We start from the raw sequence: 16,781 nt of genomic DNA, 5'->3' as shown, positions 1-16,781 counted from the left end.
ACCGTAAATTTTTTTATCTTGGCGAGTGCGCACGCAACTACACGGTGAAACCGATATCAATCCCTTTATAGTCTGAACTCTAGCTTATTTCACATGAATGTTCAGAGTATGAAAAATTGTTTTGTCTTTTATCTGAATTGGTGGTATCATTTCCAGTGTATTTGAATGGAGCGCTCGCTTCGTTCACTATTCCGCGTTTCTTGCGAGATACCCGGCTTTGTCGAGGGATTTAGCTGAGGAAATGCGTTCATATAGTGTGGAAAAGAGGTGATATTCGGTGAATGGTGATCCAGTTTCGACCTTCCAATTTTTGGGGCTGACATTTAGCACTGCCAACGTTGTATCCGGCCTTATTGTTTTTGCGCTGATCGTTGCAGTTGTCTTTTTCTGTTCTAGAAAATTGGCTATGAAGCCATCCAAAGGGCAAAACTTCTTGGAATGGTTGATTGATTTTACCAATGGAATTTTGAAGGGGTCCATTCCAGCCGACGATGTCGGTAAGTTTGGCTTGTGGGGATTCACGTTATTCTTCTTCCTCTTCCTGTCTAACGAATTGGGATTATTCATCCAAGTGGCAACGCGTGGGGGTGCGACAATCGTTCGTAGTCCAACGTCTGACCCAATTGCGACATTGACGTTCTCGTTGATGACCATGATGGTTGCCCAATTCGCAGGTGTTTGGAAATTAGGATACAAGCGACACTTCACAAACTACCTGAAACCTTTCGTGTTCTGGCTTCCTATCAGTATTTTTGAGGAATTCACGAACTTCCTGACGTTGGGTCTCCGTATTTTCGGGGTTATCTTCTCTGGTGAAATGCTATTAGGGGTAATCTGGGATCTGGCAGCTTCACACGGTATTGCAACGATGGTGGTTGCGGTACCAATTGAAATGGCTTGGCAAGGGTTCTCTGCTTTCTTAGGGGCTATCCAAGCGTTCGTCTTCGTTACGTTGTCATCAGTTTATATTTCTCAAAAGCTTGAAGTCGAGGAATAAGTTTTATCTAATTTAAGGAGGAAACACAGATTATGGGAGCTATTGCAGCTGGTATTGCTATGTTTGGTGCCGCCGTTGGTGGTGGTATCGGTGACGGTATCGTTATTTCAAAGATGCTTGAAGGTATGGTTCGTCAACCAGAATTATCAGGTCAATTACGGACGAACATGTTTATTGGTGTTGGTCTGGTTGAAGCCATGCCTATCATTTCCTTCGTTGTTGCTTTGATGGTTATGAACAAGTAGTCACAATCACAACGAACAACCGGTAAAAATTGTAATTATCTGATAGCAAAAGGAGGTGTCAATAGATGCTCTCACATTTAGTGATTGGTCAGGCGCTTTATTTTGGAGATTCACTTTTCTACATTGTTACGTTCTTACTTTTGATGTGGATCATTAAGATTTTTGCTTGGGGTCCAGTGACGAAGATGATGCAGGATCGGGCTGACAAAATCAGTAATGATATTGACTCAGCTGAACAATCCCGTAACGATGCTGCTGACTTGGTACAACAACGCCAAGCAGCCTTAGCAAATTCTCGTTCAGAGGCGCAAACGATTGTGAACGATGCGAAGACTAATGGTCAACAACAACGCGAACAAATTGTCACGGCTGCGCAAGCGGATGTTCAAACAATGAAGCAAAATGCCCAAAAGGATATCGAACAAGAGCGTCAAGACGCTTTGTCCAATGCCCGGAACGATGTGGCGGATTTATCTATTGAGATTGCTTCCAAGATCATTCAACGAGAATTAAAAGGTGACGACCAAAAGGCATTAATTGATTCTTATATCGAAGGGTTGGGGAAGCAACATGAGTCTTAATAGGGCAACGGTAGCAAAGCGCTACTCCAAAGCATTATTTGAATTGTTGTCCGAAAAAGACCAACTGGAGTCAGGCTACACAGAGCTCGAAGAACTTCGGCGTATCTTCCAGGACAACCCACAGTTGAGCACGATGCTCTCAGACGCTAGCCTGCAGGTTGCTGAACGTCAAGCCTTGATCCAACCATTGTTGGACCAGGCTTCACCGTACATCAAGAACCTGATTCAGATGGCTTACGACTACGGTCGGATGGAAAACTTAGTCGATATCATCGACGCTTTCCAAAAGCTGTATGATGAGGCCCACAACACGGTCTATGCTGAAGTGACGACGGCAGTCGAATTGACGGCTGATCAGAAGTCACAGATTCAATCCGTCTACGCCAAGCGCGTAGGGGCTGACAAGGTGATCTTGAGCAGTAAGATTGATCCCGCCGTTATTGGTGGTGTCGTGATTAAATCTGCTGATACGGTTCTTGACGGTAGCTTACGAACTAAAATTAATCGTTTACGGCAGCAACTGCTAGCATAACGAATTCGGTGATAAAGAGGTGAAACTTTCATGAGCATTAAAGCTGAGGAAATCAGTGCTCTAATTAAACAACAATTAGAAAGCTATAAGGATGAAATCTCAGTTGAAGAAACTGGTACGGTTACTTACGTTGGTGATGGTGTCGCTCGGGCCCACGGTCTGAACAACGCTTTGCAAGGTGAGTTACTGTTGTTTGACAACGGGGTTTATGGAATGGTCCAAAACCTCGAAGCCAGTGACGTTGGTATTGTTATCTTGGGTGATTTCACTGGAATCACTGAAGGCGATACGGTTAAGCGGACTGGCCGAATCATGGAAGTTCCCGTTGGCGATCAACTGATTGGCCGGGTTGTTAACCCATTAGGTCAACCAATTGACGGTAAAGGGGACATTTCCACGGATAAGACCCGACCAATTGAACATAAAGCACCAGGGGTTATGGACCGGCAAGGGGTTAGCGAACCTCTGCAAACCGGGATCAAGGCCATTGATGCCTTAGTTCCAATTGGACGTGGCCAACGGGAATTGATCATTGGTGACCGGAAGACTGGGAAGTCCTCCATCGCCATCGATACGATCATTAACCAAAAGGGCCAAGACATGATTTGTATCTATGTCGCTATTGGTCAGAAGGCTTCTACGGTTCGTGCACAAGTGGCTACGCTGGAGAAATTTGGCGCCATGGACTACACCATCGTCGTAACCGCTGCACCATCTGAACCAGCACCAATGCTGTACGTGGCACCATATGCCGGTGCAGCTATGGGTGAAGAGTTCATGAACAACGGCAAGCATGTGTTGATTGTCTATGATGATTTAACCAAGCAAGCCGATGCTTACCGTGAACTTTCTCTGATTCTGCGGCGTGCGCCAGGTCGTGAAGCTTACCCTGGTGATATTTTCTACACCCACTCTCGTTTGTTGGAACGGGCAGCTAAGTTAAACGATAAACTTGGTGGCGGTTCAATGACGGCTTTGCCTGTTATTGAAACCAAGGCCGGTGACGTTTCTGCTTATATTCCAACCAACGTTATTTCCATCACCGATGGTCAAATCTTCCTGAACAGTGATTCCTTCTATTCAGGTGTTCGACCAGCCATGGATGCCGGGACTTCTGTTTCTCGGGTTGGTGGGGACGCTCAAATCAAAGCCATGAAGAAGGTTGCTGGGACGTTGCGGTTGGACTTATCTGCCTACCGTGAACTTGAATCCTTCGCCCAATTCGGTTCTGATTTGGATGCCGCTACTAAGGCACGACTAGACCGTGGGGCCCGGACTGTTGAAGTCTTAAAGCAAGGCTTACACGAATCCGTTCCCGTTGCTAAGGAAGTTATTATCTTGTTTGCTTTGACACATGGTCATTTGGACAAGCTCGAAGTTGCTGACGTTTTACGTTATCAAGACGAATTGTTTGATTACATGGATGCTAGCCACCAAGATCTCGAAGACACAATTACCACGACTGGGAACTTGCCAGAAGGCGACTCCCTGGAAAAGGCCATTGCTGAATTCGATACGACTTTCCAACCAACTGCCAAGGCCGACGACTCGGCTAACGCGGCTGATTAAGATACTTGAAGGAAGGATGGTGAGAAATAATGGCTGAATCAATTCATGACGTTCAACGTCGAATTAATTCCACGAAAGCAACCCGCCAAATTACGGCGGCGATGCACATGGTTTCGACGGCGAAGTTAAATAAGATTCAGAAACAAGCAGTCGGCTACCAAGACTATGTTTCTAAGGTTAAGGCTGTCGTCATGCATCTTTCGCAGTCTCATCTGTTGGATAATTCCTCAAGTAGCCTACAGTCGAACCGTCCAGTAAAGAAAACCGCATATTTAGTGATCACCTCCGATCGTGGTATGGTGGGAAGCTACAATAGCAGCGTCTTACGGGATGCCAATGCGTTCATTAAAGAACGGACGCCCAACCAAGACGACTACATGATTTTAGCCGTTGGTGGTACGGGTGCTGATTTCTATCGGCACCGGGGTGTTAACGTGGCCTATGAATATCGTGGGGTCAGCGATGTGCCTGAATTCAATGAAGTTCGGGAAATTGTGAAGACCGTAACCACGATGTTTAACAACGAAGTCTTCGATGAACTCTTCGTGTGCTACAACCATTTTGTTAACCGAATCTCATCTCGTTTCCGGGCTGAGAAGATGTTGCCAGTCGACAAGGAAACAATGACGACTGATGCGGCAAACGATACGCAAGCATCGCCCTTAACGGCTGAATACGACACGGAGCCTTCTGATGAAGCTGTGCTCCAGGTTGTGTTACCGCAATACGCGGAAAGCTTGGTTTACGGTGCGATTTTGGACGCAAAGACGGCCGAACATGCATCAAGTACCAATGCGATGCAGTCTGCTACTGATAATGCCGATGATTTAATTGCGACCCTGCAGCTGCACTATAACCGTGCGCGTCAAGCAGCGATCACGACTGAAATCACCGAAATTACCGGTGGGCAGGAAGCCTTAAAAAACTAATGACGGGAGGAATTAACGAATAATGAGTGCTGGTAAAATTGTTCAAGTTATCGGACCTGTTGTTGACGTTGAATTCCCGTTGAATGATGAATTACCTGATATCAACACTGCCCTTAACATCAAAAAAGATGATGGTAGTGTCCTTGTAACCGAAGTTGCCTTGGAATTAGGTGACGGGGTTATGCGGACCATTGCCATGGACGGTACCGATGGTCTTCGCCGGGGATTGGAAGTAGAAAACACTGGTGCTTCTATTTCTGTTCCTGTCGGTGACGACACACTTGGTCGGGTATTTAACGTTCTCGGGAATCCTATTGACGGCGGTGCCGAATTTGGACCAGACGCAGAACGGATGCCAATTCACCGTGACGCACCTAAGTATGACGAATTAAACCCTTCAACTGAAATCCTGGAAACTGGGATCAAGGTTATTGACTTGCTCGAACCTTACGTTCGTGGTGGGAAGATTGGGTTGTTCGGTGGTGCCGGTGTTGGTAAGACCGTTTTAATTCAAGAATTAATTCATAACATTGCTCAAGGCCATAACGGGATTTCCGTCTTCACCGGTGTTGGTGAACGGACTCGTGAAGGTAACGATATGTACTGGGAAATGAAGGGGTCCGGGGTTCTGAAGCAAACGGCCATGGTCTATGGTCAAATGAACGAACCTCCTGGTGCCCGGATGCGGGTTGCCTTGACCGGTTTGACGATTGCGGAATACTTCCGTGATGTTAAGGGCCAAGACGTTCTGTTATTCATCGATAACATTTTCCGGTTCACGCAAGCCGGTTCTGAAGTTTCTGCTCTGTTAGGGCGGATTCCTTCAGCCGTTGGTTACCAACCAACGTTGGCTACTGAAATGGGTCAGTTACAGGAACGGATCACGTCGACGAAGAAGGGGTCTATCACCTCTATCCAAGCCGTTTACGTGCCTGCCGATGACTATACCGACCCTGCTCCTGCCACGACTTTCGCCCATTTGGACGCCACGACCAACTTGGAACGGTCTTTGACCCAACAAGGGATCTACCCAGCCGTGGACCCATTGGCTTCAACGTCAACTGCTTTGGCCCCTGAAATCATCGGTCAAGCGCACTACGACGTGGCGACGGAAGTTCAACACGTCTTGCAACGGTACCATGAATTGCAAGATATCATCTCTATCTTAGGGATGGATGAATTATCCGATGAAGAACAAACGATTGTTAACCGTGCTCGGCGGATTCAATTCTTCCTGTCACAACCATTCTCCGTGGCTTCACAGTTTACGGGTATGGAAGGGAAGTACGTCAAGCTCGATGACACGATCCGGAGTTTCAAGGATATCCTCGATGGTAAGTACGACGACCTTCCAGAAGATGCTTTCCGGAACTGTGGTCCTATCGAAGATGCTGTGGCCAAGGCTAAGCAAATGAATGACGCCGTTGCCAACAATTAGGGAGGGATTCTAATTGGCTGATAATCAATCAGTGTTATCTGTTAGTATCGTTACCCCTGATGGCCAAGTTTACGAAGGTAAGAGCGACTTATTAGTTGTGAAGACCACGATTGGTGAACTTGGGATTATGTATAACCACGTGCCGCTCATCGCTTCTTTGGAAGTTGATGAGACGCGGATCAAGTTAGGTGAAAACGAAGATAAAATTGCCGTTAACGGTGGTTTCTTGGAATTCTCTGACAACGTGGCGACCATTGTTGCAGACAGTGCGGAACGTCAAGACGATATTGACGTCAATCGGGCTGAAAGTGCTCGTAAACGTGCTCAAGCAACGATTGAAAAGGCTCACGCTGCGCATGATGCTGACTCCCTTGCACGGGCTGAAGTAGCATTGCGTCGCGCTGTTAACCGGATCAACGTCGCTAAGCACTAAACTCTTAAACAAGTTCTTGTTTGAACGGTCCATCGCTCTCGGCGATGGCCGTTTTTTTTCGCCTTGATTTGCGCTCCCGGCGGCAGCTTCAAGGTGCTCTGCTGTGGGGCACGGTTCCAGCCTGAGGGGCGGTCTTCCACCTCGACTGGGAACCTCGCAAAGGGCGCAAGTTTCCCAGGTCGTCCCATGCCCTAAGCTGAGTGAGAAACCTCAGCTAAGGCCATCGACACAGCTGAGCACCTTGAGCCGCCTCTGGTCGCTTACATGGCGTAGAAAAAACGGCCACGTGGTTATTCTGGGCTTCAGTGGTTGTTATGGGAGAGAGTTACGATCGTTGTTTAGTGTTCCTAATGCTGGTTTGATTGTGCATAGCACGTCAAAGAAAGTGGTCGTTGGATTTGTCTTTTGTGTGCTGGGTTTACTAACACCGAGTGAGTGACTTCAGTTTTATTGGCGTCGGATGGTCGTCAATTTTTCGTTCACAATGGGTTTAAATTTTGTTTGTGTGGGGAAATAAAAGGGAATAATAAATCTTTGATTGCCTGCTGAGTAGTAGGGGTGAACCACCATAGCCGAGAAAGACGGGGACTTTCTGACGGGATTCTGTGTTTACCTGAAAATGAGTTTTCAGTCGTGAAGTAAAATTGGTAGCCCTAGAAAAAATATAGGTGAGGTATGTGCTAGTTGGTCTTTATTTGGGCGTGAGCGTCAATTTTCAACGACTAGCCAATGAAAATTGACGACATCTTTTTTAACGACGTTTTATCGGTTTTAGCTGTGGGGCTTCACCAAGTTATTTCGGGATTGATTTTGTTGTGAAAGGTTGTGCAAATTGCAGGTGGTTTAAGGTATGTACGGCGTGGCTAGACGTGCTTTCAGCTAGCGAAGCAAATTAGCGGTTTAACGGTTTATCCGGTGATTTAACAAATGGTTTGTTCAGTTTAAGTGATGAAATAAAAGAATTGTAATATTACAAACGCCGATTTTATAGGAATCTCGGGGACAAGCACGAAAATTTATGCTATAGTTAGTGAGAATGTTTAGAAGGGATTGAGGGAATGTCACTCATTGGGTTACAGGGAATCTTAACGATCATTAGTCATTTGTTTTTTATTGGGATTGCATTTTGGGCAATCTCTGCGTTACACATTGAACGATTAATGACGTTCTATCCCCGGCAGTCACGGGTCTTAATCGTGATGCTGTCCGTGGCCATTGGCTTCGGGTGTAGCTCATTCTTTTTGGACTTCATCGATAACGTTCGTAACCTGGGCTATCTGTTACGGTAGACCCATAAAAATCTCTGGAGGTATCCCATGGAAAAAATTATCGTTCATGGTGGGAACCGCTTAACTGGTGTGGTCCACATTGAAGGGGCCAAGAATGCTGTATTGCCAATCCTGGCAGCATCTATTCTGGCCGAAGATGGCCGCACTCATTTAGCAAATGTTCCGGTTTTGTCTGATGTCTATACGATGAATAAAGTCTTACGCTTCTTGAATTTAGGCGTCGATTTTGATGAAGCCAAACGAGAAGTCACGATTGATGCAACGAAGCAAGTTTCTAGCGAGGCGCCGTTTGAATACGTCTCCAAGATGCGGGCGTCAATCGTTGTAATGGGGCCACTGTTGGCCCGTTTGGGTCATGCTAAAGTGGCGCTGCCTGGTGGCTGTGCCATTGGGACCCGACCAATCGATCTGCATTTGAAAGGCATGGAGGCCCTGGGTGCCCGCATCGAGCAACACGATGGGTACGTTGAAGCCTTTGCCGACCACCTCAAGGGAACGCATATTTACTTAGACTTCCCAAGTGTGGGTGCCACGCAGAACATTCTGATGGCGGCCTGCTTGGCTGAAGGCACGACTGTGATCGATAACGTTGCCCGTGAACCGGAAATCGTGGACCTTGCTAACATCCTGAACAAGATGGGTGCGCACGTCCGTGGTGCCGGGACCGAAACGTTACGGATCGACGGCGTTAAGAAGATGCATGGGACTGAACACAGTGTGGTTCAGGACCGCATCGAAGCCGGCACGTTCATGGTGGGTGCTGCGTTAACCCACGGGAACGTCTTGATTCAAGACGGTATCGTGGAACATAACAAGCCTTTGATTTCTAAATTACAAGAAATGGGTGTGCAAGTGACTGAAGAACCCGCTGGTATTCGGGTCATCGGCCCAGATAAGTTACAACCAACGGACGTCAAGACCTTGCCTTACCCAGGCTTCCCAACGGATATGCAACCGCAAATGACCATTTTGCAGTTGGCCGCTGAAGGCACGAGTACGATGACTGAAACGGTCTTTGAAAACCGTTTCATGCACCTGGAAGAATTACGGCGGATGAACGCTAATTACCAAGTGAATGGGCGGACCGTCGTGATGCACGGGCCAACTGATTTCAACGGCGCCGAAGTGGCTGCCACTGATTTACGGGCGGCCGCAGCCTTAGTCCTGGCCGGCTTAGTTGCCGACGGCTACACGCAGGTCACGAACCTGAAGTACCTGGACCGGGGTTACTACGACTTCCACAAGAAGTTGACGGCATTGGGTGCTGAGGTCAAGCGGGTCACTGTCGATGACACTGACGCGGTGGTCTTAAAGAATTCGCACGTGAATAACTAGCAATTATCGGGGGTGGCAGCGATGTCACCCTTTTGTTATCCTTGAAGCTAGGTCGTCAGTTTTTTAACGGCCGGGGGACGGGGAACAACCGTGATATTTTGAGAAACCGTTTAGAGTTCACGCGGTTTATGGTATAATGAAATGTTGAAAATTGGCATTAAAATTCAGGAGGACGCATAAGTATGGCGAAAGACATTGGCATTGACCTAGGTACGGCGAACGTTTTAATCTACGTGGTCGGCAAAGGAATCGTATTAAATGAACCATCAGTCGTAGCAATCGACACGAAGACTGACAAGGTATTAGCAGTGGGCTCCGAAGCCTACCGGATGGTGGGTCGGACACCTGGTAATATCCGGGCGATTCGTCCGTTGAAGGATGGGGTCATTTCTGATTTCGACATTACCGAAGCCATGCTCTCCTATTTCATCAATAAATTAAGTGTTAAGGGCTTCTTATCCAAGCCTAACATCATGATCTGTGCCCCAACTAACATTACCGAGATTGAACGGAAGGCCATCATTCAGGCTGCCGAAAAATCCGGTGGTGCTAAGGTTTACTTGGAAGAAGAACCTAAAGTGGCGGCCTTGGGTGCCGGCATGGATATCTTCAAGCCTAGCGGTAACATGGTGATCGACATGGGTGGTGGGACCAGTGACATTGCCATCCTTTCCCTGGGTGACATCGTGGCTAGCCGCTCCATTCGGGTCGCTGGTGACCGGATGAACACGGAAATCGTGAACTACCTGAAGCATAACCACAACCTGATCATTGGGGAACGGACCGCTGAAACCATCAAAATCAAGATTGGGACAGCTTATCCAGAACCTGGTAACGAAGAAAAGACCCTGGAAGTTCGTGGCCGAGACTCCGTGAGTGGGATGCCAACCACGACGACCATTAACGCCGCCGAAGTGGAAATCGCGATTCATGATTCGATCGAACAAATCGTGTCCGCTGCCATGGCCGTGTTGGAAACGACACCGCCAGAATTAGCCGCTGACATCATCGACCGCGGCATCATGTTGACTGGTGGGGGTGCCTTGTTAGACGGCATCGATAAGCTCTTCTCCGAACGGTTGACGGTTCCCGTCATCATTTCCGAAGACCCACTGGATAACGTGGCCAAGGGTGCGGGTGTGCTCCTGGAACACATGGACACCAAGACGGCTAAAGAAAATAACTAATCACGCTTAAAGCAAAGGGGGCCTGGCGTTGCGCCACATTCTAACTTGGCTCGTGCGCGGCTACCAACGGTGGATCTCACCGCTGTTTCCGCCGAGCTGCCGGTATTACCCGACGTGTTCGAATTATATGTTGCAGGCCTTGGCCAAACACGGCGCGCTTAAGGGCGGTCTGATGGGCATTGCCCGGATTTTACGTTGTCATCCGTTCGTTCGGGGAGGCGTCGATCCGGTGCCGGACCATTTCACGCTGAAACGCAACGTGGCGGCTGAACAAGCCTACCGCCAGGCCATGAAGTTAGACGAGGAACACCCAGAATCCCTCAGCAAATAAAGGAGAGTTGGCATGAGCAAACGAGAAAAATCTGTACAGGTAACCATTGATGAGCAAAAGCTCCCAGACGGTGGCACCATGTCCGTGCTAAAGATTGGCGACGAGACCATCGGCACGGTCACCCCAGTTGAAGACCGGCTAGAAGCCCAACTGAACGACGGGGATGTGTACCGCGTTAAATCCGTCGATGAGGGTGTCGAGTTGCTATTAAAGGACTACCACCTGCACCGCGGTTAATAAATTTTGGTAAAGTTGGCCGGAGTGAAACGTCGAATTTCACTTCGGCCTTTATAATTGAAATCAAAACCTAGTTTGAATTAAGGAGCAATCATTGTGGCAAAGAATGCGACAGAAAAACGGGGCGAGACGGAATCACGCATTGACTGGGGCATTATCTTCTGTGTCCTCATGTTGGCGTTGATCGGTATCGCTTCGATCTACGTAGCGGCGACCCACGATAGTAGCGCCACCAGTATTACCTCTGCGGTGGTGTCCCAACTAGCTTGGTACGTGATTGGGTCGGTCGCCATCATTATTATCATGCAATTTGATTCGGAGCAGCTGTGGAAAGTAGCGCCACTCTTATACGGCTTGGGAATTTTCCTGCTGATGGCGGTGCTGGTCTTCTACAGTCGGGCTTACTACCTCAACACGGGGGCCCGGAGCTGGTTTGCGATTGGTTCACTGACCTTCCAACCATCCGAAGTCATGAAGCCAGCGTTCATCTTGATGCTGGCGCGGGTCGTGACGGAACACAACAACGCCAACCCGATTCACACGGTGCGTACCGACTGGGTCCTGATTGGCAAGTTGATTCTCTGGACGTTGCCAGTGGCCTTACTGTTGAAATTGCAAAATGACTTTGGGACCATGCTGGTGTTCTTCGCCATTGTGGGTGGGGTCATCCTGGTTTCCGGGATCACTTGGAAAATTATTGCCCCAGCCTTTAGCGTGATTGCCGTTGTCGGGGGAACCGCGTTAGCGTTGGTCACAACCGATGGTGGGCGGAAGATTTTGGAAAAGGTCGGCTTCCAGGCCTACCAATTCTCCCGGGTCGACACCTGGTTGCATCCCTCACAAGATACTTCCAATAACGGGTATCAGTTGTGGCAAAGTATGAAGGCCATCGGTTCCGGCGGCCTTACTGGAACGGGCTTCAACGTGTCCCACGTGTACGTGCCCGTGCGTGAATCCGATATGATTTTCTCAGTCATTGGGGAAAACTTCGGGTTCATCGGGGGTTGTATCTTAATTTTCCTCTACTTCTTATTGATCTACCAAATGATTCGGGTCACGTTCGATACCAAGAACGTGTTCTACGCTTACATCTCAACCGGGGTCATCATGATGATCCTATTCCACGTGTTTGAAAACATCGGGATGAGCATTGGGCTGTTACCGCTAACTGGTATTCCCTTGCCATTCGTCAGCCAAGGGGGGTCCGCGTTGATTGGGAACCTCATAGGTATTGGCTTAATCATGTCAATGCGTTATCATTATAAGAGTTACATGTTTAGTCGTAATGAATCGTTTAAGTAGAAGGAGATTATTCTCATGAGTGAAATGGTAAAGTACTTCTGGACGAAAGCAGTTAACGACGGCACTCGGATCGGCTTAACCACCGAGGGTCAAGATGAATTAGGGACCATCAAGTTTGCCAAGTTACCAGCCGTTGGCGACGACGTTAAGAAGGGTGAAAACCTGTTGAGCGTTGAAGCTGACAAGGCGGTTTCTGACATTCCTAGTCCCGTTTCTGGTAAGGTGACGGCCGTTAACGATGCTTTGGCCAACGATTTCGATGCTTTAAACGGTAGCGATACTGATGCAGCTTGGTTTGTCGACGTTCAAGAAGACTAATCCTCGCTGAAATACCAGCCGGTCCAACTCCCCACGGAGCTGAGCCGGCTTTTTTTATGGGCTGGCGTTAGGGCGTTGGCATCGCCTCCGGGATGGTGAAAATGGGCCGTGACGCTGTGGGCGCACGTCTGGAGCCGAAGGGCGGTCTCCAGACTTACTTTGAGCCGAAAGTCACGTCTCAAAGATAGCAGTTGCCTAAGCGGGGAACCCGCTAAGGCAACTCCCACGGCTGAGCCCATTTTCACCATCCCTGCGGCTGACATTGGTTTGGCCCGCTAAAAAAGCGGGTTCACTCGGTGGGGTGTTGGGCTGGTAAGACAGGAGGTTAGTTTTAGTGTGTCCTGCTCTGGGGTCGGTTTTCCACCTCGACTTTGAGCCATAAGGCGGTCTCAAAGATCGTCCCATGCTCTAAGCTGAGAAAAGGCGCTCAGCTAAGACCATCGACACAGCTGTCCGGCTTGATCCGCCTCTGGTCACTAACACTGGTTCAGTGAGCCCATTTTCACCATCCCTGCGGCTGACATTGGTTTGGCCCGTAAAAAAGCGGGTTCACTTGATAGTGGAGGTGGGCTGTGTCATATATTTGGGAGATACAATTGATTTGGTTTGCGGCAAATGAAGAATAGTTGTATATAGCAAGATTGCGTAAAATAAGCAAACATGTATCTGGCCTTAGCTTGAGACAATTACGCGGATAGCTATCAGAAACCGCCCGACTAGTGGTTTTCTAGGCTCCCAGGCGAGGTGGAAGACTGCTCCCCAGGCTGGAACCGTTCCCCACAGCCGGACTGCTTGACCCCGCCGTCGGGAACGTACTTAAAACTAAAAGTTAGCGGTTTCTTAGGGGTTTAAGAGCTAGTCGGGTATAATAGAACTATTAAGGGGATTGGAGTGAGCTTCATGGAAGAAAAGAACGTTTTTCACATTAATGGCTACTTGGGTCTGATTTTGGTGCTGGTTGTCTTGGCTGGTGGCGTTTACCTCAGCGTGGCCGGGGTGCCCGTTTTAGGGGGATTGCTGGTCATCATTGCCGTTTTAGGGGCTAGCAGTTTAACCATCATCAGTCCCAATCAATCCAAGGTCCTGACCTTCTTTGGCCGCTACATCGGAACGATTCGCGAGGCCGGGTTGTACCTGACCGTGCCGCTGACCAACAAGTCGACGGTGTCCTTACGGGTCCGCAACTTTAACAGTGAAATTTTGAAGGTCAACGACTTACAAGGGAACCCCGTGGAGATTGCGGCGGTCATCGTGTTTAAGGTGGTCGACACCAGCAAAGCCCTGTTTTCGGTGGAAGACTATGAACAATTCGTAGAAATTCAAAGTGAATCAGCTATCCGCCACGTGGCCTCTGAATACGCCTATGATAATTTTGGCGATGGTAAGGAACTGACGCTGCGGAGCAATCCGACCGAAGTTTCCAACCATTTAACGGAAGAGCTTCAGGAGCGGTTGAATGTGGCTGGAGTTGAAATCATCGAGACGCGGTTGACGCACCTGGCCTACGCCACGGAAATTGCGTCCGCCATGCTGCAACGGCAACAGTCCCAAGCCATCTTATCGGCACGGAAAATTATTGTCGAAGGGGCGGTCTCCATTACGGAAGGCGCCATCGAACGGTTGGCGGCCGAAACCAATTTGGAATTAACCGATAGCCAAAAGATTCAACTGATCAATAACATGATGGTCACAATTATTAACGAACGGGGTTCTCAGCCCGTCATCAATACTGGGAAAATGGTTGAGTAACAGCAGTCACCCAGTGCGTGGGAGTGTTCGCGTCCGTGACTGGCGGCAAAAAGATTGAACGATGGAGGTTTCTTGATGGATGAACAGGTAGCACAGGTGTTGCAGGAACTCAGCGATTTGAATACGCAGGTGCGTAATGGTGAGGTATACCAATCGTTGGGGACGCGGCTGGGCAAGATTATGGACGGCATTCACCGGCGTCGGCGGACGGCTGTGCAGTTGCCAGATGATGGGGATGATATCCAGGACATTTTAGAAGAGCTGCGGTCGCAACTCAACGAGAATGTGCCGGTCACCTTGTCGCGCGCGCAAATGGCCAACCTGATCGATCACCTGTCATCCCTCGACCCCGGTCTGCGGTATCAGGGCATCAATTTCTCACTGTACGATGCCTTGCAGCAAAATGCCTTGGACAGCCGTCAATTGACCTATCTGTTCCAGAAACTGCGGGACCCGGCAGCCTTGTTTGACCACATCCTAGAGCCGGCCAACGCTGCCGTGTTTGGCCGGGCCGGGCGGGTGGCGATGTTAGCGGTGCTGTTGCACTTCATCTCGCCAGAGAAGGTGCCGGTCGATCCGGACCTGCAACCGACCGTGGTCTTAGCGGCCGCTTATCTCTGCTTGGAAACGGACACGCGGGGCTTCGTGAATCACTACGGGTGGGCGCATGCCTTTACCGCCGCCACGGACCTCTTGAGCGTACTGGCTGGCAATCAGAATCTGACGCGGGCCGATAAGTTATTTTTGATGATGACCCTGATCGAACGGATCAAGCGCCTGAACACGCCGCTGATCTACGGGGAAAATGATCGCATCGCCACGTTCTTAACGGAGCTGGCGAATCGGCACGACCTCTATGAGGAAACACTGTTACTGGCGCTCAAGAGTTGGCGGCAACAGGTGGCCTTGCATCGGCGGCCGGATACGATTGCGGGCTGGAATCGGTTCTTTAACCGCAAGCGTTTATTGGATTCCTTGCGGCTGCAAGAGAGCCTGCCAGAGTCCCTTAAAAAATATTTAAACTCGACCATCGATTTTTTAGGCTGAATCGATTCTCAATTATTTCGAGAAATGGTATACTGAAGGCTAACCGAAATATATACGAATAGGATGAGTGACAACATGGAAACGAAAAGCAAGTTACACGTAGGTCTATTATTCGGTGGTAATTCCTCGGAGCATGACGTCTCTAAGCGTTCAGCACACAATATTTATGACGCAATGGACAAGGACCGTTACGACGTTAGTTTATTCTTACTGACCCGGGACGGCTTTGTTTTGAGCGATGCCGCATCTCGTCGCGTCTTTGATGGCGAAGACGAATTAACGGTGGCAACCGAGGAACAAGCCAAGGTAGACGCATCCAACCCATTGGCACCCATTTGGAATTTATCTCAAGCAAAGGACATCGATGTTTTCTTCCCAATTATTCATGGTAACTTGGGTGAAGACGGTACGATCCAGGGGCTTTTCCGGTTACTGAAAAAGCCTTACGTGGGGAGTGGCGTCTTAGCATCGGCTGTGGCCTTTGATAAGGATTTGACGAAGCAGGTCTTGACGGCGCACGGTATCCGCAATACCAAGTACTTGGTCTTAACGCCGGAAAACCGCGACGACTTTGATTACGCGACCGTTCAAGCAAAATTGGGCGACAACGTCTTCATCAAGCCAGCCAACCAGGGCTCATCAGTGGGGATTCACAAGGCCGGTAACGAAAAGGAGTTTGACGAGGGCATCGCTGACGCCTTTCGGTACGATTACAAGGTCTTAGTGGAACAAACCATCGACGGTCCTGAGGAAGTCGAAATTTCCATTTTGGGTAACGAAAAGCCACAAGCTTCCAAGCTCGGGGCCATTCGGGTGCCAGATTCAGACGTCTTCTACGACTACAACAACAAGTTCGTGGACGCTAGTGGCGTGACCTTTGAAGTCCCCGTTAAATTATCCGCTGACCTGACCGCTGAAATCACGCAGATGGGCTTAGACACTTACGCTGCGCTGGGGTTGAAGGGGATGGCTCGGATCGATTACCTGGTTTCCAAGGATGGTGTCCCTTACGTCGGTGAGGTCAACACCTTGCCTGGGTTCACCAACATTAGCCTGTACCCACAATTGTGGCAGGCAACGGGTATCAGTTATGCCGACCTGATCGACCGTCTGATTCAATTAGGCTTAGATGAGTTCAAGTATCAAGACGAATTGGCCTACGACTTTATTCCGTTGGATGATAATTCAGCGGCATCAACTTACAAGCCAAAGAAGTAACAGATTTTACGAGAAAGTCGGCGGAGCGGAAACGTTCTGACCGG

General features: G+C 49.0%; 18 protein-coding genes. All 18 read left to right on the top strand.

Translation table 11 applies throughout. From position 1 onward, the window contains the following. Window positions 1-277: 277 nt before the first annotated feature. The 18 genes from atpB to EKM84_RS12360 all read left to right on the top strand — a co-directional run bounded on the left by atpB (window position 278) and on the right by EKM84_RS12360 (window position 16,737). Window positions 278-997, top strand: coding sequence for a F0F1 ATP synthase subunit A (gene atpB, locus EKM84_RS12445; RefSeq protein ID WP_125766043.1), 720 nt, complete (start codon window positions 278-280; stop codon window positions 995-997). 32 nt (window positions 998-1,029) lie between these two features. Then, on the top strand, window positions 1,030-1,242 hold the full coding sequence (gene atpE, locus EKM84_RS12440) for a F0F1 ATP synthase subunit C (protein WP_125575374.1): 213 nt from the start codon (window positions 1,030-1,032) through the stop codon (window positions 1,240-1,242). Window positions 1,243-1,307: 65 nt separating this feature from the next. Further along, the gene (atpF, locus tag EKM84_RS12435; protein ID WP_125766042.1) at window positions 1,308-1,823 is read left to right on the top strand and encodes a F0F1 ATP synthase subunit B; all 516 of its coding nucleotides are present in this window, start codon (window positions 1,308-1,310) and stop codon (window positions 1,821-1,823) included. After that, a complete protein-coding gene (gene atpH / locus EKM84_RS12430; RefSeq protein ID WP_125766041.1) occupies window positions 1,813-2,355 on the top strand; it encodes an ATP synthase F1 subunit delta in 543 nt (180 codons plus the stop codon). Before atpF ends, atpH begins: the two co-directional genes overlap by 11 nt. 30 nt (window positions 2,356-2,385) lie before the next feature. After that, entirely contained in the window at window positions 2,386-3,924 is a 1,539-nt protein-coding gene (gene atpA, locus EKM84_RS12425; RefSeq protein ID WP_125766040.1) for a F0F1 ATP synthase subunit alpha, read from the top strand. A 29-nt stretch (window positions 3,925-3,953) separates the two neighbouring features. Continuing rightward, a complete protein-coding gene (locus tag EKM84_RS12420; protein WP_125766039.1) occupies window positions 3,954-4,853 on the top strand; it encodes a F0F1 ATP synthase subunit gamma in 900 nt (299 codons plus the stop codon). Window positions 4,854-4,875: 22 nt separating this feature from the next. Then, window positions 4,876-6,291: a F0F1 ATP synthase subunit beta gene (gene atpD / locus EKM84_RS12415; protein WP_125766038.1), complete on the top strand. Its 1,416-nt coding sequence runs from the start codon at window positions 4,876-4,878 to the stop codon at window positions 6,289-6,291. A 13-nt stretch (window positions 6,292-6,304) separates the two neighbouring features. Then, a complete protein-coding gene (locus EKM84_RS12410; RefSeq protein WP_125766037.1) occupies window positions 6,305-6,724 on the top strand; it encodes a F0F1 ATP synthase subunit epsilon in 420 nt (139 codons plus the stop codon). A 1,058-nt stretch (window positions 6,725-7,782) separates the two neighbouring features. Further along, window positions 7,783-8,013, top strand: coding sequence for a DUF1146 family protein (locus EKM84_RS12405; RefSeq protein ID WP_125766036.1), 231 nt, complete (start codon window positions 7,783-7,785; stop codon window positions 8,011-8,013). A gap of 27 nt (window positions 8,014-8,040) precedes the next feature. Next, window positions 8,041-9,348 (top strand): UDP-N-acetylglucosamine 1-carboxyvinyltransferase, encoded by a 1,308-nt coding sequence (murA, locus tag EKM84_RS12400; RefSeq protein ID WP_125766035.1) that lies wholly within the window; start codon window positions 8,041-8,043, stop codon window positions 9,346-9,348. Between the two features lie 182 nt (window positions 9,349-9,530). Further along, on the top strand, window positions 9,531-10,535 hold the full coding sequence (gene mreB, locus EKM84_RS12395; protein ID WP_125766034.1) for a rod shape-determining protein: 1,005 nt from the start codon (window positions 9,531-9,533) through the stop codon (window positions 10,533-10,535). Window positions 10,536-10,563: 28 nt separating this feature from the next. After that, window positions 10,564-10,866 carry a membrane protein insertion efficiency factor YidD gene (gene yidD, locus EKM84_RS12390; protein WP_125766033.1) on the top strand — a complete coding sequence of 101 codons (303 nt, stop codon included), beginning with the start codon at window positions 10,564-10,566 and terminating at the stop codon, window positions 10,864-10,866. Between the two features lie 12 nt (window positions 10,867-10,878). Beyond that, the gene (locus EKM84_RS12385) at window positions 10,879-11,103 is read left to right on the top strand and encodes a DUF2969 domain-containing protein (RefSeq protein WP_125766032.1); all 225 of its coding nucleotides are present in this window, start codon (window positions 10,879-10,881) and stop codon (window positions 11,101-11,103) included. Window positions 11,104-11,199: 96 nt separating this feature from the next. Then, the gene (locus tag EKM84_RS12380) at window positions 11,200-12,405 is read left to right on the top strand and encodes an FtsW/RodA/SpoVE family cell cycle protein (RefSeq protein WP_125766031.1); all 1,206 of its coding nucleotides are present in this window, start codon (window positions 11,200-11,202) and stop codon (window positions 12,403-12,405) included. Between the two features lie 15 nt (window positions 12,406-12,420). Further along, window positions 12,421-12,723: a glycine cleavage system protein H gene (locus EKM84_RS12375; RefSeq protein WP_125766030.1), complete on the top strand. Its 303-nt coding sequence runs from the start codon at window positions 12,421-12,423 to the stop codon at window positions 12,721-12,723. Between the two features lie 900 nt (window positions 12,724-13,623). Beyond that, entirely contained in the window at window positions 13,624-14,472 is an 849-nt protein-coding gene (locus EKM84_RS12370) for an SPFH domain-containing protein (RefSeq protein ID WP_125766029.1), read from the top strand. A 75-nt stretch (window positions 14,473-14,547) separates the two neighbouring features. Next, window positions 14,548-15,519, top strand: coding sequence for a DUF2785 domain-containing protein (locus EKM84_RS12365; RefSeq protein ID WP_125766028.1), 972 nt, complete (start codon window positions 14,548-14,550; stop codon window positions 15,517-15,519). A gap of 75 nt (window positions 15,520-15,594) precedes the next feature. Further along, window positions 15,595-16,737: a D-alanine--D-alanine ligase family protein gene (locus EKM84_RS12360; protein WP_125766027.1), complete on the top strand. Its 1,143-nt coding sequence runs from the start codon at window positions 15,595-15,597 to the stop codon at window positions 16,735-16,737. Window positions 16,738-16,781 lie beyond the last annotated feature (44 nt).

Source organism: Levilactobacillus mulengensis (assembly GCF_003946045.1).
Taxonomy (GTDB): domain Bacteria; phylum Bacillota; class Bacilli; order Lactobacillales; family Lactobacillaceae; genus Levilactobacillus; species Levilactobacillus mulengensis.
Note: the sequence above shows the minus strand (reverse complement) of the source record. Positions and strands in the feature narration are given on the sequence as shown.